We start from the raw sequence: 19,385 nt of genomic DNA, 5'->3' as shown, positions 1-19,385 counted from the left end.
GTAGAGGAGAAATATGAAAGATAGGCGAAATTCTCCAGTCAAGCCTGTTAGTTCGGCGACGAAACCAATTGAAGGCGGACTGGTGTCTATTTATGTAGTTCGAGGCTTTGTTGAATATAGAACGCTTTGCTTATTATTTGATCGCAAAACGCTGAATTCTTGAAGCTGGGGCCATGCTCCCCGGCTTCACCCTGGACGGAATGGATTTGCGAACCATATCAGCGACCTACCAAAAAATATGCGTCACGGAGGATATAGATCGCCTTCCGGTGATATCCGCGCGCTACCGCAGCCGCACATACAGCCGAGGATTGTGGCGCCTCACGGTGAGGTGGGGCGCCAGCCGCCGCCCAGCGCCTGGGCGAGGGTAATGGCGGCGGCCAACCGGTCGGCGCGTGACTGCACCAGGGCCAATTCCGCCGACAGCAGGCCGCGCTCTGCGTCCAGCTGCTCCAGATAGGGGGAATAGCCGGCGCGGTAGCGGCTGGTGGCGATGGCCAGGGTGCGGGCCAGGGCATCGCGCTGGCGTAACAGCACCGTCTCCTGCTCCCCGCTGCGCTGCACGCCGGCCAGCCCGTCCTCCACCTCGCGGAAGGCGGTCAGGGCCGCCTTGCGGTAGCCGAAGGCTGCCGCGTCCCGCCGGGCCGCCGCGCCGTCGGCCTGGGCCCGCAGGCGGCCGCTGTCGAACAGGGGTGCCAGGATGCTGCCGCCCAGGGTGAAGACGTTGACCGGGTCGATCAGGCTGCTGACCACGGTACCGCCGGCGGCGCTCAGCTGCACGTCAGGCAGGAAGGCCGCGCGTGCCGCGTCCAGGCCGTGGTCGGCCGCCACCAGTTGCTGTTCCGCCTGCGCGATGTCCGGCCGGCGGCGCAGCAGGTCGGCCGGCAGGCCCGCCGGCACCGGCGGTGGCGTCAGGCCGGCCAGGTCCAGTCCGCGCTCGATGGCGCGCGGGTTTTCACCCAGCAGCAGGCTCAGGCCATCCTCCTGCCGGGTGATCGCCAGTTCGGTGGCGGGGATGAGCTGGGCCGTGGCCTCATATTCGGCTTGCGCCTGTGCCAGGTCCAACTGGGCGGCGTAACCCGTCTCCGCCCGCCGCCGGGCCAGGTGCAAGGAGGCTTCGCGCGCCGCCAGGGTGCGTTTCAGCACATCCAGCCGGGCGTCCAATGCCCGCAGCCCGACATAGCCGGCGGCGGCCGAGGCGGCGACGGCCAGGCGCACGCTGTCATGCGCCGCCTCCGTCGCCAGCAGCGTGGCGCGGGCGGCTTCGCTGGCATCTTCCAGGCGGCTGAACAGATCGAGGTCATAGGCGGCGGTGGCCTGCCACTGCCCGGCCGTCTGCTGGCGCGGCTGACCAAAGGGGCTGACGTCGCGCTGCCGGCCGCCGCCGGCGGCGAAGGCCACGTTGGGCAGGCGCTGGGCCTCCGCCAGGCGGTATTGCGCCCGCGCCTCCGCCACATGGGCGGCCCCCGCCATCACGTCGGTGTTGTTAGCCAGGGCCTGGTCGACGATGCGGGTCAGCACCGGGTCGCCGAAGGCCCGCCACCACGCGGCCTCCACGGCGCCATCGGCGGTATCGCGACCACGCCAGGCGGGCGGCGGCTCCACGGCGGCGGTCAGCGGCGCCTCCGGCCTGGGGCCGGTGCAGGCGCACAGGAGAAGAAGCGCCAGGGGATGGGCCAACCGCCTCATCGTGCGGTCCCCGGCGCGGTCCCGTCGGGCTTGGCCCCGCCGGCGGTATCCACCCGCGTCTCCACCGACATGCCGGGGCGCAGGCGGTCGGCCAGGGGCTGGCCGGGGGTGATGGCGATGCGCACGCCGATGCGCTGCGGCACCTTGATGAAGTTACCGGTGGCGTTGTCGGGCTTCAGCACCGCGAATTCGGAACCGGCGGCCGGCGACAGCATCTCCACCGTGCCGGTCAGTTCGGCCCCGTCCAGCGCGTCGACGGTGAAGCGCGCCGGCTGCCCCACGGCCATGTGCGCGGTCTGCGCCTCCTTGTAATTGGCGATGATCCAGCGGTCGTCCGGCACCAGCGACAGGAACTGGGTGCCATTTGTGACGTACTGGCCCAGGCGTACGCCGACCTCGCCCACCTGGCCGTCCTCGGGGGCGTAGATCACCGTATGGTCCAAATCGATCTCCGCCAGGGCCAGCTGGGCCTGCGCCGCCTCCACCTGGGCCTGCAGCCCGTCGCGGCCCACGTCCACCGTGCGCACGTCCTGGCGGGCGATCTCGCCCCCTGCCTCGGCCTGGCGTACCTGCGCTTCCGCCTGGGCCAGGGCGGCCTGGGTCTGGTCGCGCTCCCGGATGGAGACGGAGCCGTCGCGCACCAGGTCGGTCACACGCGCCATGTCGGCGCGCGCCCGGGCCAGCTGGGCGCGGGCGTTGGCCAGGTTGGCGGTCTGGCCCGCCAGGCTGGCGGTGCGCGCGGCATGGGCCTGCGCGCTGTTGGCCAGGGCCGCGCGCTGTGCCGCCAGGTTGGCCCGGGCCTGGTCCACCCGGGCGCGGTAGATGCGGTCGTCGATGCGGGCCAGCACCTGCCCGGCCTTGACGTGGGCGTAGTCGCCGACCAGCACCGCCACGACATAGCCGCTGACCTGCGGGGCGATCACCGTGGTGCGCCCCCGGATGTAGGCGTTTTCCGTCGCCTCCACCGCGCCGGCGAAGGGCGGCAGGCGCCAGGCGGCCAGCAGGGCCAGGATGGCGCCGACGGCGACGCCCAGGATGGCCAGGGCGGTCAGCCGGCCGCGCCGGGGCGGATGCCAATAATGGTGGGTATCGGGGGCGCTCATGATCCGCGTCTCCGGCGCAGGGTGTTGAACAGGACGAGATAGCCGACATAAAGCGCGTTCAGCAGCGCCAGGCCGGCCACGAACAGGAAGACGTCGTTGAAGGCCAGCACGGCGGCCTCGCGCCCCAGGGCCTGGCCCAGCGCGCCGCCGCCCCCCATCGCCAGGCGGGCCACCACCTGCGGGTCGGACGCCACCAGATGTTCCGACAGGGTTTGGGCATGCCAGTGGGATGAGGCCACCTGCAGGCTGCCCAGCAGGGCCGACCCCGCCAACCCACCCACATTCTGGGTGATGCTGAACAGCACCATGAAGGTGACCAGGTAGTCCGGTCCCTTGGCCACCATGCGCAGGAAGCCCAGCACCAGGGCCGGCCCGATGAACAGGGTGGTGCCGAAGGCGATCAGCGCCTGGCTGAGGTACAGCTGCGGCGGGCGCACCAGGCTGGTGGCGTCGCTGTCGAGCCAGGCGCCGGCTGCGATCAGCAGCGAGGCCGCGATGATCTGGTAGGGCAGGCGCCGTTCCGACAGGGTCAAGGCGGCCGTCAGCGTGCCGCCCAGCATGGCCAGGACCACGATGGCGAACAGGGGGTGCAACTGGTCGTTGATCAGGCCGCCCGCCGTCAACAGGCCGACCGCGCCATAGGTCTGCTCCGCCAATGACACCCGCATCAGCAACGCGGCGGCGGCGAAGCGCGCCATGTCCAGCGTGGTCAGCCAGTGGACGCGGATCAGCGGCCGGTTCCGCCGCCGCTCGATCAGCCAGGCCAGGGTGAACAGGGGCACGGCCGCCGCCAGCGCCCAGCCCAGCCAGGGCGTGTCCACCCACCACAGCAGGCGGCCTTGGCCCAATACACCGCAGACCAGCACCAGGCAGGGCAGCATCAGGCCGATGACGGCGAAGTCCAGCGGCTGGAAGGCGGGCGCGCGGTCGCTGGGCGGCAGGGGCAGGGCGGTGATCGCCGCCAGCACCGCCAGCGCGATGCCGATCTCCATCAGATGCAGGCCCTGCCACTGGTGTAGGGCCATCATCTCCACCGGCACCAGGCGGGCCAGCGGCGTGCCCAGCTGGGTCAGGCCGATGCCGATGACCAGGGCCAGGGGCCGTAGGCGGCCAGGAAACACCTGCAGCAGGTTGTAAATGGTCATGGTGGTCAAGCCGGCCGCCGTCATGCCGCTGACGGCGCGGATGATGGCGGCGGCGGCGAAGCCGGGAATGACGAATTGCAATAGGCCGGCCAGGGCGTAGGCCACCAGCAGTGTGCCGGTCACCGCCGGAATGCCGAATTGCACCCGCGCCTTCACCAGCATCAGGTTGGCGCCGGCGTTGAAGGCGACATAGAGGGCGGGAAGCCAGCTGGCTTGGTCGATGTAGACGCCCAGTGCGCCGGACAGGCTGGCCAGGTTCACGTTCACCAGCGCGTTGCCCAGGGTGGCCGCCACCCCCACCAGCACGGCGACGGCGGCATAGCCCAGCCGGCGGCCCAGCGGGTGCGCCGGCGCGGCGGGCGAGCCGACGAAGGTCGGCCGCTCCTCCGGCCGGAACGCATAGTCGTCGCCGATGACCGTCATGGGGCCGCCGCCGGGTCGCGCAGCTGATGCAGCATCAGCGAGGTGTCCAGGTGGACGCGGTAGTCGACGATCCAGCCCCGCTCCCACCGGCAGATGGCCAGGCGCGGCACGTCGAAGGCCCGTTTGAGCGGTGCGGCGTCCGGACCGTCCAGCAAATCGGCGGGCAGGGTCAAGCCGCCGCTGGCGGTGCCGGTCAGCCGCGCCACGGCGCAGCTGTGGTGGCCGTCGTGGCTGCTGAACAAGTCCAGGTAGGACTCCACATGGATGCGGGCATCGGGGAAGGCGGCGCAGAAGCGGATGGCCTGATCAATGTGCGCGCGCTTGTGCAGGGGTGGTGCCGCACCATCGCCGTGCGCCACCAAATCCTCCCCCAGGAACTCGGCATAGTCGTGCCAGCGCCGGTCGTTCCAGGCGCGGTCCAGGGCGCGCATCCGGTCGAGCGTGCGGCGTACCGCCATGTCAGGCCCGCGGCGGGCGCTGTGACATTCCAAGTGTCAACCCCATCAGCACCACTCCCCATTTCCCCGGAAGCCGTCCTCCGGTTGCCTCTCGGGGGCCAATGCTAGGGGCGGGGGCCGACGGGGATGGAGTGAGCCATCCGGCGCTTACGGTTAGCCTGCCTGGACCGCCGCCTTGGGCGGCAGCAGCCGGTCCATCACCGCCTGAAATCCCGGGCGGTCGCGCCAGGCGTCGAAGCGGCTGTCGGTGCGCAGCCAGACGGTCGACAGCTCCCGCCGGTCGATGGCGTGATTGAGGGCCGCCAGGCCGCGCGCCTCATCGTTCAGGGCGGCGGCCAAGGTGGCGCGGGCGAAGGCGGTGGCGGGGACGGTGTCGGACGTGGCCAGCAGGCGCCAGCCCCGCTCCGGCTCGCCCAGCCAGCCCTCGATCTCCGCGCGGGCGTAAACCAGGTCGGGATGCTTGGCGGTGGTGCGTTCAATGGGGCCGACCAGGGCCCGGGCCCCGTTGGGGTCGCCGCCGAAGACATGGGCCAGGGCGCGGCAGACCAGCACCTCCGCCGATAGGCCCGCCGCCTGTCCGTCCGCTTGGGGCCCGGCGGCGATCAGTTGGGCATGGCGGCGGCCCTGATAATGGCTGATGGCCTCCGCGATGTCTTGTTGCACGGAAAAGGGCTCGATGGCGCGGGCCTCGCGGAACAAGTGCTCCGCCTCCTCCTGCCGGTCGAGGATGGTGAGAAGGACGCCGTAGAGGCGGACGGCGCGGGCGTGATCGCCCAGGCGCAGGGCGCGGGCGAAGTCCGCTTCCGCCGCCGGGGCGTCGCGGTCCAGCCAGGCGGCCACGGTGGCGCGCGCCGTCAGCGCCTCCACCGACTGGGCATCAATTTCCAGGGCACGCCGCACGGCGGCGTCGGCCGTCGCCTTGGCCTCGGCATGGCTGAGCAGGCCCAGGCGGAACAGGTCGCACTGGCAGTCGGCCACGCCCGAATGGCCCCGGGCGAAGTCGGCCGCCCCCTCCGCCACCCGCTGGAATATCTCCAGCGCCTCATAAAGGGCGGTCGGCGTCTGCTGGTCCTGCAGCTGCCGGGCGCGATAGATGCGGGCGTGCGCCTCCAGCGCCACCGGGCCGGGAGAGATGCGCGAGGCGCGCATGGCGCTGCTGTCCAGGCGCACCCGGCTCAGCACCGTGGCGGCGATGCGTTCCTGCAGGCGCAGATGCTCATGGTCGGGGGCGTCGAAGCGGTCGGACCAGATGACGAAACCCTTGGGGTTCGACACCTCCACCGTCACGCGCAGCATGCCGTCCTGGCGGCGCACCGTGCCTTGCAGCACGGCATCCACCCCCAGCTCGCGCGCCAGGGCGGGCACGGTCCAGCCCTGGCCGTGCGCCTGGAAGGCGACCGCGCGCGAGGTGACGCGCAGGCCCTGTGCCCGGCCCAGGGCATAGATCAGTTCGTCCGTCAGGCCGTCGGCGAAGCTTTCATCCTCGGGCGCGCGGCTCAGCGCCCGCAACGGCATGACGGCCACGGCGGCGCCGAAACCGGGGGTGTAGGTCGGGCCTTCCGCCAGGGGTGCCGGCGCGTCCATCTCTACGGCCGCCGGCGTGGTGTTCAGGGTGAAGTGCGGGACGTAGCCGCCGGTCGGCAGGCTGACGACCACCGGATCGGCCCGGCCGGGGCCGGCGTAGTGATCCTCCAGCTTGCGGCGCAGGCGCCGCGCCTCTACCCGCACGGTGCTGTCGATACGGGGGTCGTAGGGCGGTTCGCGGCCATAGACGGCGTTGCCGATCACCGCCTCCCTCAAGGTGGCGCCGCCGTCCTTCAGCGTCTCCTCGACGATGAAGTGCAGGAAGGCCAGCAGCCGTTCCGACCCGGCGAACTGGGGGCTGGCCCGCAGCCGATCGACCTGTTCGCGCACGGCCCAGGGCGACGGCGTCTTGGTGGGATCCACGGGGGCCCTGTCCTTCTGAAAATTGGGGCTGAAAATTGGGCTGAAAATTTGACTATTGCGCAATTTATGACGGGCACCGCCAGCGCCGGTCAAGGCGGGCGCCCCGTCTCACAGGTTGGTATAACGGTTAGCGGGCACGGACTAACGGTGCTTGGACCTTGTGAACCATTATTGTCCGGTGGGGCGGGCGCAAAGGGGGATGGGATGGTGGAGTTTCCGTGGTTGCAGATATCGGGCGCCGTCGCCGGTGGGGTGGTCGGTGGCTTCTCGGGCTTCGTGGCCAATACCTTTCATGAACGGCGCGTGCGCCTGCGGGCCAAGCGCAACATCGCCTGTGCCCTGATTGGCGAGATCGGCGCCCTGTCGCAGCATATCGAGGAGAATTACCTGTCGATGCTGCGCGCCGACCTGCAGGCCTGCGGCGACGCGCCATCGGTCGTGCATCACGCCTTCCGCGGTGACCGCGACTACATGCCTGTATTCCGTGCCCTGGGCAGCACGGTGGGCTACCTGCCCACGCCGCTGCCGCGCGACCTCGTCTCCTGGTACACCAGCCTGGCGGCGGGGCTGGAGCGGGCGCGGGCCCTGCATGAGCTGTCCGGCCAACGCGACCCGGAGGCCGTGGCCTTCGCCGTGCGGCTGGCCAAAATCCAGGATGCGGCGTTCATCGACCTGCTGGCCCGGTCGCGCAAGCTGCTGGAAAGCTTAGATCGTATTTAGGATACGATCTTATAAAATTCGTTCTGAAATGCGTTCATTTCAAGGGTGGTCTTCCCATAGGAAGGATCAGCAACGTTTTATTGTGGGCTTTGACTGGCAGCGCGCCTAAACGGACGTGTCTATAAATTAGGCGCTTAAGAAAATCCGAAATGATTCAAATACCTATCGACGGATTTTTGTAAATGTGCCGCCAGCGTTAAATCTAAAATTTTATGAATATTGTCTTTGTTGTTAAGCAAGATACCTTGCCGAGGCCTGGGCCGTGCCTAGATGAAAGGCATAGGCGGGGGCCGAAACACCAACTTATCCCATCTGTTCACGGGCTGTTATCGCCTGATTTATATAGAATTTCCAAGATGATGAGGGAATCGCCGTCGATTCATGGGTCGGACATACCCCCTAAGAGCTAGACGTTGAGACCTAGGCCCTTCGCGATATATTAACCTTTACGACCTAGAACTATTCCCTAGCAAAGCACCCGGTATATTCCGCATCCAGTTTTAAAAGGTATACTACGTGACCGCCCATCAACACTCAGCTGTCCGTGCTGTTACCGATACCATGCAGCGGCACGACCACCAGGACGACCCCTTGACCCGCGTCCTGTCCGCGTTGGCGGCACAGGGCCAGCTGGCCAACGGCGCGGTGGCGCGTGCGCAGGCGGCGGGTGGCCGGGTGGACCGTCGGCTGGTGGACCTGGGCCTGGTGTCGGAAGAGCATATGGCGGGGGCGTACGCCCAGGCCCTGGGCCTGGCGCTGTGGCCGGCCGACCATTTGCCCGAGGCGCCGGTGATGGTGGAAACGGCCAACCTGTCCTTCCTGAAGACCAAGCTGATGCTGCCCCTGACCGCGGGCGGCACCCCTGGCGACGGCACCCAGGCCGTGTTCGCCGTGGCCGACCCGCTGGATACCCAGGCGTTGAAGGCCGCGGCCTTCCTGGCCGGCCGCCCGGTGCGGCCCGTGGTCATGACCGGCACCGCCATCGCCGCGGCGCTGGACCGCCTGTATGAGGCCGCACCGGCCGCCGCCAACCAGGACGAGATACCGGACCTGCTGGAGGGCGATGCCGAGCGCCTGCGGGACCTTGCCAGCGAGGGCCCGGTGGTGCGCCTGGTGGGCAACGCCATCCAGGCGGCGCTGGCCGCCGGCGCCACCGACATCCATGTCGAGCCCATGGCTGACCGCCTGGTCGTCCGCCACCGCGTCGATGGCATCCTGCGCGAGGCCGAGGTGCTGCCCCGCCGCGTGGCCGCCGGCTTCATCACCCGCGTCAAGGTCATGGCCGGCCTGGACATCGGCGAGCGGCGCCTGCCCCAGGACGGCCGCATCCGCCAGACCCTGCAGGGCCGCGAGATCGACTTCCGCGTCTCCACCACCCCGACCGTGCATGGCGAGGACGTGGTGATGCGCATCCTGGACCAGCAGACCGCCGGCGGCCGGCTGGACAGCCTGGGCCTGCCCGCCTGGGTGGCGGACCCGCTGGCGGCCGAGCTGGACCGCCCCCACGGCATCGTGCTGGTGACGGGACCTACCGGCAGCGGCAAGACCACCACCCTCTACGCCGGCCTGCGCGGCATGGACGCCGCCCGCCGCAAGATCCTGACCGTCGAGGACCCGGTGGAATATCTGCTGGACGGCATCAACCAGACCCAGGTGAAGCCGGGCATCGGCCTGACCTTCGCCCATGCCCTGCGCAGCTTCCTGCGCCAGGACCCCGACGTCATCCTGGTGGGCGAAATGCGCGATGGCGAGACCACCAAGGTGGCGGTGCAGGCGGCCCTGACCGGCCACCTGGTGCTGTCCACCCTGCACACCAACGACGCTGCCGGCGCTGTGCCGCGCCTGATGGACATGGGGGTGGACCTCTACCTGCTGGCCTCCACCCTGAACGGCGTGCTGGCCCAGCGCCTGGTGCGCACCCTGTGCCCCCACTGCCGCCAGCCCCACGCCCTGTCGGCCGAGGCGGCGGCGGCCCTAGGCCTGCCGGCGCGCCTGACCACCGTCTACCGCGCGGTGGGCTGCCCCGCCTGCAACGGCACGGGCTACCGCGGCCGCTGCGCCATCGCCGAGTGGCTGCCCATCAACGACCAGGTCCGCGCGCTGATCCGCCAGGGAGCGTCGTCCGCGGAGATCGAGGCGGCGGCGGTGGCGACCGGCGGCATGGTGCCCCTGTATCAGGACGGCCTGCAGCGGGTGTTGGATGGTGTGACCACGCCTGAAGAAATTTTGCGCGTGACCAAGGCGGATTAAGAAAAATGACGACGATGGCCATGACCAACTTCACCTACCGATCCGTCGATGCCAATGGCCGCGCGAGCCGGGGCACCATCGAGGCCGCCGACCGCCGCGCGGCCGTCGATCAGCTGATGCAGCGCGGCCTGACGCCGCTGTCGATCAAGGCGGAAGGGGCCAGGAGCACCTTCGGCGGAAGTGGTGCCAAGGGCCTCAAGCGGGCGGAACGGCTGTCCCTGGTGCGGGACCTGGCCAACCTGGTCTCCGCCGGCTTCGCGCTGGAACCGGCTCTGGGTCTGGTCGCCGACCAGATGCAACGTCCGGCCGCCGGTGCCCTGGTGGGTGAGATTCGCGCCCGGGTGCGCGCCGGCGACAGCCTGGCGGCCGCCCTGGCGGCGCAGGGCGGGGTCTTTCCGCCGGAGTTCGTCGGCCTGGTTGCGGCGGGGGAGCAGGGCGGGTCCCTGGCCGCCGCCCTGGGCCACCTGGCGAGCTTGGAGGAGGATCGCGCCCAGTTCCGTCAGCGCCTGATCAGCGCCATGACCTATCCCGCCCTGATCGGCCTTCTGACCCTGGCGGCCCTGGCCCTGATGGCCGGCTATGTCCTGCCGCAGTTCCAGGACCTGTTCGCCGGCAGCAAGGCCAAGCTGCCCGCCGCCACCGCCGCTGTCCTGGCCATCGGTGACCTGCTGGGCCGCTTCGGCCCCGGCCTGCTGGCGGGCGGCGCCCTGGCCGTGCTGGCGACCCTGCGCGCCTACCGCCAGCCCGAGTTGCGCCTGCGCATGGACCGCATGCTGCTGGTGGCCACGGGCCCCCTGGGCCGGCTGATCGGGGACGCCCAGCTGGCGCTCTACACCCGCACGCTGGCCAGCCTACTCAGCGGCGGCGTGCCCTTGGCCTCCGCCCTGTCCACCGCCGGCGGCTGCGTCGCCAACCGCGCGTTGGCCGGCGCCGCCGACCGGGTGCGCGTCGCTGTGCGCGGCGGGTCCGACCTCAGCCGCGCCGTGCAGGCCGAACCGCTGTTCCCCCGCCGGCTGTCGCGCATGCTGGCCATGGCGGAACAGACCGCCAGCCTGCCCCAGGGCCTGCTGGATCTGTCGAAAGTGTTGGAGCGCGAAAGGGGCTTAGCGCTGGATAGGGCCTTGTCTTTGGTGACGCCCGTCCTAACCCTTGTTCTCGGCGGCATGGTCGGCGGCATCTTCGCCGCCCTCATCGCGGGGATCCTCAGCCTGAATGACATCGCCCTCTGACATCCTGGACCTGAACCCCATCTTCCGTCGTGACCGCGGGAGGCAGTGGGGGTTCACCCTGGTCGAGGTGCTGGTGGTGCTGGTGATCATCGGCCTGTTGGGCCTGCTGGTCGCCCCCAACCTGGTCGCCCGCTTGGGAAAAGCGAAGGGGGAGGCGGCGCAGGCCCAGATCAACACCCTGGTGGCGGCTGTTGACCTGTTCTACGTCGATGTCGGCCGCTATCCCACGATGCAAGAGGGGCTGGAGGCGCTGGTGACCGCGCCCGCCGGCGACGCCAGCTGGCGCGGGCCCTACCTGCGCAAGCGCCAGGCCCTGATCGACCCCTGGGGCAACGCCTACCGCTACAAGGTGCCGGGCGACCACGGCGCCTATGACATCTTCACGTACGGCAGCGACAACGCCCCGGGTGGCGAGGGTGACGCCCGCGACGTCACCAGCTGGTAGGTCATGATGATGGCCGAGGTCCCACCGCGGCATGCGGCCGGCTTCACGCTGGTCGAGGTGCTGGTGGTGCTGGTGATTCTGGGCATCCTGGGGGCGGCCCTGGCCCTGGGCATCCAGGACCGCCTGCCCGGTCTGCGCTTCAGCGCCGCCGTCGCCGCGCTTGAGGATGAGCTGCGCAACCGCCAGGTGGAGGCCATGGTGACCGGCCAGCCGGTGGCTTTTTCCCTGGATGACCTGAAGCATCCCGCCGGGGGTGCCGCCGGCCGGCGGCTCCGCCGTATCGCTGCCGTGACCCTGGCCATCGACAGCGCCGATGCCGGCCGGCCCGGCGCCGTGGTGTTCCTGCCCGGCGGCTGGTCCCCCGGCGCCGAAATCCGCCTCAGCGAAGGCGACCGCGCCGCCACCGTGCGGGTGGACTGGCCGCTGGGCACGGTTCACCGCGAATAGGAAGGGGCCAGATTGACGGGAATACCCATGCGCCGCGCGGCCGGCTTCACCCTGCTGGAAATGCTCATCGCCCTGGCCATCTTCGGCCTGGGCACGGCGCTGCTGATGCAGTCCGCCTGGTCCGGCGCCTGGGCGGCGCGGCAGGCGTGGGGAGAGACGGCGGCCTTGCGCCTGGCCCAGTCGGTGGCGGCGGAGGCGGGCGTTGCCATCCCCCTGGCCGACCGGCCCACGGACGTGTCGCTGGAGGGGACGGGAGGGGGGGTGCTTTACCGTGTCAAAATTGTGCCGGTGGCCGTTTCCCCGACCGGCGACCGGGACTATCGGGTAGAAGTCCGCGACATGGCCCCGCCGCCCCAGACAATCACAGGCACAATCGCAGGCGCGCCTGGGACGGCGCGGGGAACGGAGGGGCCCGTATTGGCGGTCGTCACCAGCCGGGCCATGGTGGACGACACGCGATGACGGCGATGGCCCGCGCGATCCTGAATACCCCCAGCGGGCGCTTTAATGGCCGCTCCGACAGCCGCTCCGATGGCCGCCAGGGCATGACCCTGGTGGAGGCGCTGGTTGCCCTGGCCCTGCTGGGCATGCTGGCTGTGGCGGCCGTTGGCCTCCTGCCCCTGATGAACCGCATGGCCGACCGCAGCGGCGCCCTGCAGCGCGCCGCCGCCGACCTGGGCCGGGTGCATGACTTCACCCGCTTCCTGGTGACCAACGCCATGACGCCCGCCGACCTGGGCGCGGCCGGGGTTGATATGCCACCGTTGGAACGCGACGCCCGCCATTTCGACGTGCTGGCGCCCCTGCCCACCGGCTTGGGCCGGGGCGGACTCTACCGCATCGCCCTGACGGTGGAGGGGCCGGCCGGCCATCTGGCCCTGCGCCTGCGGGTGGCGCCCCTGCGCCCGGACGGCCCGCCGCCGGGCGACGGCGTGCTGGTCGGCGGCGCGACGCGCATCGCCTGGTCCTATTTCGATGCGCAGGCCCACGCCTGGACCGACCGGTGGACGGATCCCGCCCGCGCCCCGGCCCTGGTGCGGCTGGACGTGGCGCTGGCGGGTGGGGACGGTCCCTGGCCGCCCATGATCGCCGCCCCCCTGGTGCGGGGCGGGGTGCTGTGCGCCTACGATCCCGTGCAGGGCGGCTGCCGCCCGGGAGGGTCCTAGATGCCCACCCTGGCCCGCCGCCTGACACGCGTGGCCGTGCTGGCCATGGACGGATTGGCCGACGGTGTCGTCGCGGCCTTGCCGCGCCGCTGGCGCCAGCCCCTGGGGCTGGAGGTGCCGGTCGTGTTGGTGCCGCCCGGCGGCGCCGGCGTGACCGCGCCGGTGGGGCGCGCGCCCGTGCGCCTGGTTCTGGATCCGTCGGACGTGCACACGGTGGATGTGCCCCTGCCCAAAGGCGGGCTGGGCGGTGCCATCGTCGACGCGCGCGGCTTCGTCGAGATGCAGGCCCATCGCTTCATGCCCCTGCGTCCCGACCTGCTGGCCTGGGACGTGGTGATGGCGCCGCGGGGCGACGGGGGCGGCACCGCATCCGCCTATGTCGCCCGCGTCTACATGGTACGGCGGACGGTGCTGTCGGCGGCGCTGGGCTCGGCGGTGGCGGCGGGCCTGACCTTGGCCGGCGTCACCGCGTTGGTGGCGGGCGGACGGGCGCCGGAATTCCTCCGCTTCAACACCCTGCGTGTGCGCCGGCGGGCCTTGGGGATGGCCATGGTCGCCGGTCTGTTCTGGCTGGCGCTGCCCATTCCCTTCGCGGTCGCCATCTGGATCCTGGACCAGCAGACCGCCAACGTGGAACAGAAGCTGGCGGCGGTGGCCAAGGAGGCGCGGGCCGTGCAGGACCTGCGCGACCGCATCCTGTTCCTCAGCCCCGACGCCCCGGCGACCGCCGTGCTGCTGGCCCAGCCGGGCCGGGGCCAGGTGCTGGACGAACTGGCGCTGGCCTTGCCCGACAGCGTCTGGCTGAAGGACATGACGCTGTCGCCTCAGGCCGTGACCCTGCAGGGCCGGGCATCCGACCTGGCCGATGTGCTGGCCCGCGTCCGGGCGGCAGGCCCCTTCACTGATCCGCATTTCACTGACCCCGCCGACGCCGCGGCCGCCCCGCCGGCCGCGCCCGTGGCCGGCCAGTCCGGCGGCCCGGTGCGCGACTTCACGCTGGTGACCAGCCTCGCCGTGGGGAGGCCTTGAGATGGCCGCCGCCCCCCGCCCCGTGTTTGTGCTGGCCATCGCCCTGTGCCTGCTGGCGCTGCCCCCCTACCTCTACCTGGCGCCCCTGGTGGATGGGGTGCAGGAGGCGGCCAGCCGCCGCGTCGCCCGTCTGGACCAGTTGGAAAGCGCCCGCGTCCTGCTGACCCAGAGCGATGATCTCAGCCGCCGGGCGGCCCTGTTCGACCAGGCGTTGGGGACACACACCCTGCTGCGCAGGGGCGCGGACGTGGCGGCGGTGCAGGCCGATGCCGAAGGTGACATTCGCGGCGCCCTGCGGCAGGCCGGCGTCACCGTCCGCACCCTGACGGCGCGATCGGACGCGGGCCGCGGCGCCTACCGCCGCATCCACCTGTCCGTGGCGGCGGAGGGGGACGCCGTGGCCGTGACCAACGCCGTGGCGGCGCTGGACGGCGTGCGCCCCCGCCTGCTGCTGCGATCCGTGCATGTGCATGCCGACGCGGCGGAACCGGCGGCGGCCGGGCCCAGTTTCGGCCGGGCCGCGCATGGCCCCGCGCCGGGCCCCGTGCCGGGCGAAGACCGCCCCGTGACCCTGGAGCTGGAGATCGACGTCTATGCCGACCTGGCCGCCTCTTGACCGGCCCGCGGTGATGCTGGCGACGGCCGGCCTGGCGATTGGTGCCGGCCTGGCACTGGCGGTGGCCGTCGATGCGTCGGACCAGCCGTTGCGTGTGCGCGCACCGCTGCCGGCGGTTCCGGCACTGGCCGGCCCGACCGCCATGGGCCTCTCCGCCGAGCCGGGGGAGGCGGCGCGCCGCCCCCTGTTCACGCCCGACCGGCGCCCCCCCCTGAAGGGAGGGGGGGCGGTGGCGCCGGATGGGCCGGACCTGCAGGTGACGGGCGTCGTTACCGGCGCGGCGGGCGGGGCCGCCACCGGCCTGGACCGCAAGACGCAAAAGCCATTCAGCGTGCGCCTGGGTGATGACCTTCAGGGCTGGACGGTGGAGGCGATCGGCCGCGCCACCCTGCGCCTGCGCCGGGGGGCGGCCGTGCGCGACTATCCCCTGGTTCTGCCGCCGCCGCCCACGGCGGGCGTTCCCATCGTGCCCGCGGCGACGCCTGCGCCCGCACCGTCTCCTGTTACGAGTGCTCCCGGTGGAGGAGCGCGTCCGCCGAGCGCATCTCTGCCCGCTGCGCCCTCCGCCCCCGGTGCAACCTCGGCCACCGGCACGCCGCCGCCATCCGGTGTGGTGCCGGGGCCGACGGCGCCCTCTGCCAAGCCTTCCGGGGCGCCGCCGCCGGCGACCGGCCCCACCGCCAATCCGCCGCCGCCCGATCCCCAGCAGCTGGATGCCCAGCCCAGCCATCCGCCCTCCCGGCCCCCTTCTGACAGTACGCCCAGGCAGCAGCCATGAACCCAGTCCGACCCAGTGCTCCGCCCCGCCTGCTGCTCGCCGCGTGCCTGGCCTTGTTCGGCTGTTCGGAAACCACCGTGACGCGCGGGCCAGGCACGCCCTTGCCGTCCTCGCCGCCCGCGGCCACCGCCCCGGTCAGCAGCGTCATCGGCCCCAATGCCCCGCCGCCGCGCGTGCCGGCGCAGACCGTGACCGGCACCGGGCAGCTGGTGCGCCAGACCCGGCCGGTTTCGGGCGTGACCCCGGCCGGCGCGGACGCGGGTGAGCCGGTGGAGATGAACTTCGTCAACGCCGATGTCCGTTCCGTGCTCGACGCCGTCCTGGGCGGCATGCTGGGCTTGAATTACACCATCGATCCCAAGGTGCAGGGCCAGGTGACCATCCGCACCACCCGGCCGCTGGTGCGGGGGCAGGCGCTGGCGGCGGTGGACGCGGCCCTGCGCACCCAGGGCTTCGCCATCATCGGCGGCGACGGTTTCTACCAGGTAGTGCCGGCGGCCGACGCCGCCGGCCAGGCGCCGGTGCAGACCACCTCGGCGGCGGAGCGCACGGCGGGCTTCAGCACCGCCATCGTGCCTATCCGCCATGTCTCGGTGGCGGAACTGGACAAGATCGTCCACCCCCTGACCCGCCAGGGCTTCATCCAGCTGGCGGACGCCGGCCGTAACATCTTCATCGTCAACGGCACGGCGCATGAGATCGAGTCCTTCACCCAGCTTGTGGCCAGCTTCGATGTCGACTGGCTGGCCGGCCTGTCCTTCTCCCTCCACACCCTGCAGTCGGTGGAGCCGGCCCGGCTGGAGGCGGAGTTGCGCCGCGTGCTGCAACTGGACGGGGGGCCCTTGCAGGGCATGATCGACTTCGTGCCCATCAACCGGCTGAACGCCCTGCTGGTGGTGGCCAAGCGGCCAGAGTTGCTGCCCACCGTGGGCACCTGGATCGACCGGCTGGACCGGCCCGGCCCCGACGGCGGCAAGGTGGTGCACTTCTATGAGGTGCAGAACGGATCCGCCGTGGAGTTGGCCAACGCCCTGAACCGGTTGGTGGGCCGTGCCGGCGCCGAGCAGCAGCAGGCGGAGCAGCAGGGCCGGGGCCGTGCCGGCGGCCGGTCCACGACGACGACCACGGCGATGACCGCCAGCCGGGGCGGGCTGTCCACCGGCGCCAGCACCAGCCCGCCCAGCGGCAGTGCCGCCACCGGCGCCTCCGGTTCCGCCGCCAGCGCGCCGGCCAGCCCCGTGGCCAGCGGGGCCACCCTGCCGGCCAGCGGTGGCGGCGAGGGTGGGGGGGAAGAGGACGGGCTGTCGGAACTGAAGGGTGTGCGCGTCGTGGCGGATGAGCGGCGCAACGCCCTGCTGATCTTCGGCTCCGGCGCGCAGTACGCCCTGCTGGAACAGGTGCTGACCCGCCTGGATGCGCCGCGCGAGCAGGTGCTGATCGAGGCGACGATCGCCGAGGTGACGCTGAACGACCAGCTGAACTTCGGCGTCCAGTGGTTCCTGGACCGGGGCAGCAGCACGGCGGGCTTTTCCAACACCAACGGCGCCACCGTGGGGGCCAGCTACCCCAACTTCAACTACACCTTCCTGACCCCCAATACCCGGGTGGTGCTGAACGCCCTGTCCAGCGTCACCGACGTGCAGGTGCTGTCGGCCCCCCGCCTGATGGTGCTGAACAACGAGACGGCGCGCCTGCAGGTGGGGGACGAGGTACCGGTGGTGGTGCAGTCGGCCACCAGCACGCTGACCAGCGACAGCGCCGTGGTGAACTCCGTCGAATATCACGACACCGGCGTGATCCTGGAAGTGACGCCGCGCATCAACCGCAGCGGCGCCGTGGTGCTGGACGTGAACCAGGAGGTCAGCACCGTCACCAACACCACCACGTCCGGCATCGACAGCCCCACCATTCAGCAGCGCAAGATCACCAGCGTGGTGAACGTGCAGGATGGGGAGACGGTGGCCCTGGGCGGCCTGATCAGCGACACCTCCAGCCGCAACGGCGCCGGCATCCCCTACCTTCGCGACATCCCGGTGCTGGGCAAGCTGTTCGGCACCGACGGCCATACCAAGGGCCGGACCGAGCTGCTGGTCTTCCTGCGCCCGGTCATCGTGCGCGACGCCACCCGGGCGCGCGAGGTGACGGACGCCCTGCGCGCCAGCATGAGCCGCCTGGAAATCTTCGCCGGCGCCACCGTTGGCACGCCGGTACCGCCGCCGGCCGTGGTGCCGCCGCCGGTACAGACCATGCCCTTGCCGGCCACGCCGCCGTCCTACGAGCCGGCGGCGCCCATGGGGCGATGATGGCCGGGGGCGGGCCTAGGGGAGTGGGCTCCAGCAGGGACGGCTATGCCCTGCTGCTGGTCCTGTTCCTGCTGGCCATGGCCACGGCGGTGGGCCTGGTCGTCATGGGCAATGGCCTGTCGGCGCGCAAGCTGGCGCGCGTCGCCTCCATCGCGGCGGGGCAGGACCAGCGGGCGGCGGCCGCAACCTGGGTGGCGCTGGACGCCCTGCTGGCGCGGGGGGATGCCGACATCCCGCCGCCCCGGCGGCTGGTGCTGGACGGCCAGGCGCTGACCGTCATCGTGGCGCCGGAAACCGGCCGCATCGACCTCAACGGCCTGTCGCGCAAGGCGCTGGCCCAGGCCATCCACACCCTGGGCTTTTCGGAAGGCCAGGCGCTGAAGGCGGCCGATGCCATCGCCGCCTGGCGCGGCATGGATCCCCCGGGCGCCAGCGGCCTGGACCTGACCATCGATCCCGTGCGCGCCCTCTGGTCGCTTGAGGACCTGGATGCCATCCCGGGCCTGGATCCGGACGTCGCCGCCTGCCTTCGCCGCTGGGGCACGGTTTATGCCCGGGGCCCGTTCCGTGGCTTGGCGCCGCTGGTGCGCCGCCCTGGCGCGAAGCCGGCGGCGGGGGAGGGGCGGGGCGAGGGGCCGCTGGGCCTGGTCGCCGGCGGCATGGTGCGGGTGACGGTGGCGGAGGAGGGGCGGCCGCAGGTACGGCGCAGCGTGCTGCTGTATCGCGGCGTGGGCCGGCAGTCGGCCGGTTCCGGCACGGAGGCCGAGTCTCCCTGGCTTACGCTGGAATGGCAGCGCCCCGTCCTGGCCGGCCGCGACGCCTGCGCCGTGACGGATCGTCTGGGGACCGACCGGGGCGGGGTTCCCTGATGGGCGCGGCGGACGACAGCCTGTGGACGGCGCTCTCCCTCATGGCAGCCGCCCTGCTGGGCCTGGTGGCCGGCAGCTTCGCCATGGCGCTGGCCTGGCGCCTGCCGCGCGACGAGCCTTGGGTGACGGGACGGTCGCGCTGTCCCGCCTGCGGCACGCCGCTGGCGCCCTCGGCCCTGGTGCCGGTCTTCTCCTGGCTGGCGCTGGGGGGGCGGGCGCGCTGCTGCGGCGCCCCCATCCCGGTGGCCTATCCGGTGGGGGAGGCGTTGGTCGCGCTGGCCTTCATGGTGGCGGTGGCGCGCCTGGATTGGGGGCCGGAGACGGCGGCCCTGTGCCTGCTGGCCACCCTGCTGTTGGCCAGCGCCGTCATCGACCTGCGCCACCGCATCCTGCCCGATGGCCTGACCCTGGCGGCGGCCCTGTTGGGCCTGGGGTGCAGCCTGGCGGGTTGGACCGTGGCGCCGTTGCCGGGCCTGGCGGCGGCCGTCCTCGTCGCCCTGCCATTGCTGGCGGTGCGCTGGGCTCTCAGCCGGCGCTTGCGTCGGGTGGCGCTGGGCCTGGGGGATGTGAAGCTGTTCGCGGCCGCCGCCTGGTGGGTCGGCCCGGCCGGCATGCCCTGGCTGGTGCTTCTTTCCGCCGGCCTAGGCCTGGCGTTCTATCCGATCTGGTGGCTGGCCCGGCGGCATCAGGGGCGGGAGTGGACCGAAATGCCCTTCGGTCCCGCCATCGCGCTGGCCTTCTACGCGCTGGCCTGCTTCAGCCTGTGAT

The 19,385-nt window shown here is 71.5% G+C and carries 18 protein-coding genes; 13 read left to right on the top strand and 5 right to left on the bottom strand.

Features of this window, described 5'->3' with window-relative positions; translation table 11 throughout:
* Positions 1 to 321 precede the first annotated feature (321 nt).
* From FBZ87_RS10855 to FBZ87_RS29145, 5 genes are all read right to left on the bottom strand, one after another.
* Positions 322 to 1,689 (bottom strand): efflux transporter outer membrane subunit, encoded by a 1,368-nt coding sequence (locus FBZ87_RS10855; RefSeq protein ID WP_145610322.1) that lies wholly within the window; start codon positions 1,687 to 1,689, stop codon positions 322 to 324.
* Positions 1,686 to 2,792, bottom strand: a complete 1,107-nt coding sequence (locus tag FBZ87_RS10850) for an HlyD family secretion protein (protein WP_145610321.1) — start codon at positions 2,790 to 2,792, stop codon at positions 1,686 to 1,688. Before FBZ87_RS10850 ends, FBZ87_RS10855 begins: the two co-directional genes overlap by 4 nt.
* Positions 2,789 to 4,360: an MFS transporter gene (locus tag FBZ87_RS10845; RefSeq protein ID WP_246134341.1), complete on the bottom strand. Its 1,572-nt coding sequence runs from the start codon at positions 4,358 to 4,360 to the stop codon at positions 2,789 to 2,791. The genes FBZ87_RS10850 and FBZ87_RS10845 overlap by 4 nt, the downstream gene beginning before the upstream one ends.
* Positions 4,357 to 4,818: an ester cyclase gene (locus tag FBZ87_RS10840; protein WP_145610320.1), complete on the bottom strand. Its 462-nt coding sequence runs from the start codon at positions 4,816 to 4,818 to the stop codon at positions 4,357 to 4,359. Before FBZ87_RS10840 ends, FBZ87_RS10845 begins: the two co-directional genes overlap by 4 nt.
* Before the next feature lie 153 nt (positions 4,819 to 4,971).
* Positions 4,972 to 6,765: a hypothetical protein gene (locus FBZ87_RS29145; RefSeq protein WP_186454696.1), complete on the bottom strand. Its 1,794-nt coding sequence runs from the start codon at positions 6,763 to 6,765 to the stop codon at positions 4,972 to 4,974.
* 204 nt (positions 6,766 to 6,969) lie between these two features.
* On the opposite strand from FBZ87_RS29145, the gene FBZ87_RS10830 reads away from it, so the two are divergent.
* From FBZ87_RS10830 to FBZ87_RS10770, 13 genes are all read left to right on the top strand, one after another.
* A complete protein-coding gene (locus tag FBZ87_RS10830; RefSeq protein WP_145610319.1) occupies positions 6,970 to 7,485 on the top strand; it encodes a hypothetical protein in 516 nt (171 codons plus the stop codon).
* A 561-nt stretch (positions 7,486 to 8,046) separates the two neighbouring features.
* Positions 8,047 to 9,735, top strand: coding sequence for a GspE/PulE family protein (locus FBZ87_RS10825; protein WP_145610318.1), 1,689 nt, complete (start codon positions 8,047 to 8,049; stop codon positions 9,733 to 9,735).
* Positions 9,736 to 9,740: 5 nt separating this feature from the next.
* Entirely contained in the window at positions 9,741 to 10,964 is a 1,224-nt protein-coding gene (locus tag FBZ87_RS10820; RefSeq protein WP_145610317.1) for a type II secretion system F family protein, read from the top strand.
* The gene (gene gspG / locus FBZ87_RS10815) at positions 10,948 to 11,409 is read left to right on the top strand and encodes a type II secretion system major pseudopilin GspG (RefSeq protein ID WP_186454695.1); all 462 of its coding nucleotides are present in this window, start codon (positions 10,948 to 10,950) and stop codon (positions 11,407 to 11,409) included. The genes FBZ87_RS10820 and gspG overlap by 17 nt, the downstream gene beginning before the upstream one ends.
* Positions 11,410 to 11,412: 3 nt before the next feature.
* Entirely contained in the window at positions 11,413 to 11,856 is a 444-nt protein-coding gene (locus FBZ87_RS10810; RefSeq protein WP_145610316.1) for a prepilin-type N-terminal cleavage/methylation domain-containing protein, read from the top strand.
* Positions 11,857 to 11,883: 27 nt separating this feature from the next.
* Positions 11,884 to 12,318, top strand: coding sequence for a type II secretion system protein (locus FBZ87_RS10805; RefSeq protein WP_145610315.1), 435 nt, complete (start codon positions 11,884 to 11,886; stop codon positions 12,316 to 12,318).
* Entirely contained in the window at positions 12,315 to 13,022 is a 708-nt protein-coding gene (locus FBZ87_RS10800) for a prepilin-type N-terminal cleavage/methylation domain-containing protein (RefSeq protein WP_145610314.1), read from the top strand. The genes FBZ87_RS10805 and FBZ87_RS10800 overlap by 4 nt, the downstream gene beginning before the upstream one ends.
* Positions 13,023 to 14,051, top strand: coding sequence for a PilN domain-containing protein (locus FBZ87_RS10795; RefSeq protein ID WP_145610313.1), 1,029 nt, complete (start codon positions 13,023 to 13,025; stop codon positions 14,049 to 14,051).
* A 1-nt stretch (position 14,052) separates the two neighbouring features.
* On the top strand, positions 14,053 to 14,667 hold the full coding sequence (locus tag FBZ87_RS10790) for a GspMb/PilO family protein (protein WP_145610312.1): 615 nt from the start codon (positions 14,053 to 14,055) through the stop codon (positions 14,665 to 14,667).
* Positions 14,645 to 15,445 carry a hypothetical protein gene (locus FBZ87_RS10785; RefSeq protein WP_145610311.1) on the top strand — a complete coding sequence of 267 codons (801 nt, stop codon included), beginning with the start codon at positions 14,645 to 14,647 and terminating at the stop codon, positions 15,443 to 15,445. The genes FBZ87_RS10790 and FBZ87_RS10785 overlap by 23 nt, the downstream gene beginning before the upstream one ends.
* Entirely contained in the window at positions 15,442 to 17,748 is a 2,307-nt protein-coding gene (gspD, locus tag FBZ87_RS10780; protein ID WP_145610310.1) for a type II secretion system secretin GspD, read from the top strand. The genes FBZ87_RS10785 and gspD overlap by 4 nt, the downstream gene beginning before the upstream one ends.
* Positions 17,749 to 17,771: 23 nt before the next feature.
* On the top strand, positions 17,772 to 18,617 hold the full coding sequence (locus FBZ87_RS10775; RefSeq protein WP_145610309.1) for a hypothetical protein: 846 nt from the start codon (positions 17,772 to 17,774) through the stop codon (positions 18,615 to 18,617).
* On the top strand, positions 18,617 to 19,384 hold the full coding sequence (locus FBZ87_RS10770; protein ID WP_186454694.1) for a prepilin peptidase: 768 nt from the start codon (positions 18,617 to 18,619) through the stop codon (positions 19,382 to 19,384). Before FBZ87_RS10775 ends, FBZ87_RS10770 begins: the two co-directional genes overlap by 1 nt.
* Position 19,385: the final 1 nt, after the last annotated feature.

It is taken from the genome of Nitrospirillum amazonense (genome assembly GCF_007828035.1).
GTDB lineage: Bacteria > Pseudomonadota > Alphaproteobacteria > Azospirillales > Azospirillaceae > Nitrospirillum > Nitrospirillum amazonense.
The sequence above is the reverse complement of the archived record's forward strand: the minus strand, read 5'-3'. Positions and strand labels throughout refer to the sequence as shown.

What these genes read in the sequence shown, in the direction of transcription:
- FBZ87_RS10855 (WP_145610322.1), bottom strand. Translation starts at nt 1,689, where the DNA reads ATGAGGCGGTTGGCCCATCCCCTGGCGCTTCTTCTCCTGTGCGCCTGC.
- FBZ87_RS10850 (WP_145610321.1), bottom strand. Translation starts at nt 2,792, where the DNA reads ATGAGCGCCCCCGATACCCACCATTATTGGCATCCGCCCCGGCGCGGC.
- FBZ87_RS10845 (WP_246134341.1), bottom strand. Translation starts at nt 4,360, where the DNA reads ATGACGGTCATCGGCGACGACTATGCGTTCCGGCCGGAGGAGCGGCCG.
- FBZ87_RS10840 (WP_145610320.1), bottom strand. Translation starts at nt 4,818, where the DNA reads ATGGCGGTACGCCGCACGCTCGACCGGATGCGCGCCCTGGACCGCGCC.
- FBZ87_RS10830 (WP_145610319.1), top strand. Translation starts at nt 6,970, where the DNA reads ATGGTGGAGTTTCCGTGGTTGCAGATATCGGGCGCCGTCGCCGGTGGG.
- FBZ87_RS10825 (WP_145610318.1), top strand. Translation starts at nt 8,047, where the DNA reads ATGCAGCGGCACGACCACCAGGACGACCCCTTGACCCGCGTCCTGTCC.
- FBZ87_RS10820 (WP_145610317.1), top strand. Translation starts at nt 9,741, where the DNA reads ATGACGACGATGGCCATGACCAACTTCACCTACCGATCCGTCGATGCC.
- gspG (WP_186454695.1), top strand. Translation starts at nt 10,948, where the DNA reads ATGACATCGCCCTCTGACATCCTGGACCTGAACCCCATCTTCCGTCGT.
- FBZ87_RS10810 (WP_145610316.1), top strand. Translation starts at nt 11,413, where the DNA reads ATGATGATGGCCGAGGTCCCACCGCGGCATGCGGCCGGCTTCACGCTG.
- FBZ87_RS10805 (WP_145610315.1), top strand. Translation starts at nt 11,884, where the DNA reads ATGCGCCGCGCGGCCGGCTTCACCCTGCTGGAAATGCTCATCGCCCTG.
- FBZ87_RS10800 (WP_145610314.1), top strand. Translation starts at nt 12,315, where the DNA reads ATGACGGCGATGGCCCGCGCGATCCTGAATACCCCCAGCGGGCGCTTT.
- FBZ87_RS10795 (WP_145610313.1), top strand. Translation starts at nt 13,023, where the DNA reads ATGCCCACCCTGGCCCGCCGCCTGACACGCGTGGCCGTGCTGGCCATG.
- FBZ87_RS10790 (WP_145610312.1), top strand. Translation starts at nt 14,053, where the DNA reads ATGGCCGCCGCCCCCCGCCCCGTGTTTGTGCTGGCCATCGCCCTGTGC.
- FBZ87_RS10785 (WP_145610311.1), top strand. Translation starts at nt 14,645, where the DNA reads ATGCCGACCTGGCCGCCTCTTGACCGGCCCGCGGTGATGCTGGCGACG.
- gspD (WP_145610310.1), top strand. Translation starts at nt 15,442, where the DNA reads ATGAACCCAGTCCGACCCAGTGCTCCGCCCCGCCTGCTGCTCGCCGCG.
- FBZ87_RS10770 (WP_186454694.1), top strand. Translation starts at nt 18,617, where the DNA reads ATGGGCGCGGCGGACGACAGCCTGTGGACGGCGCTCTCCCTCATGGCA.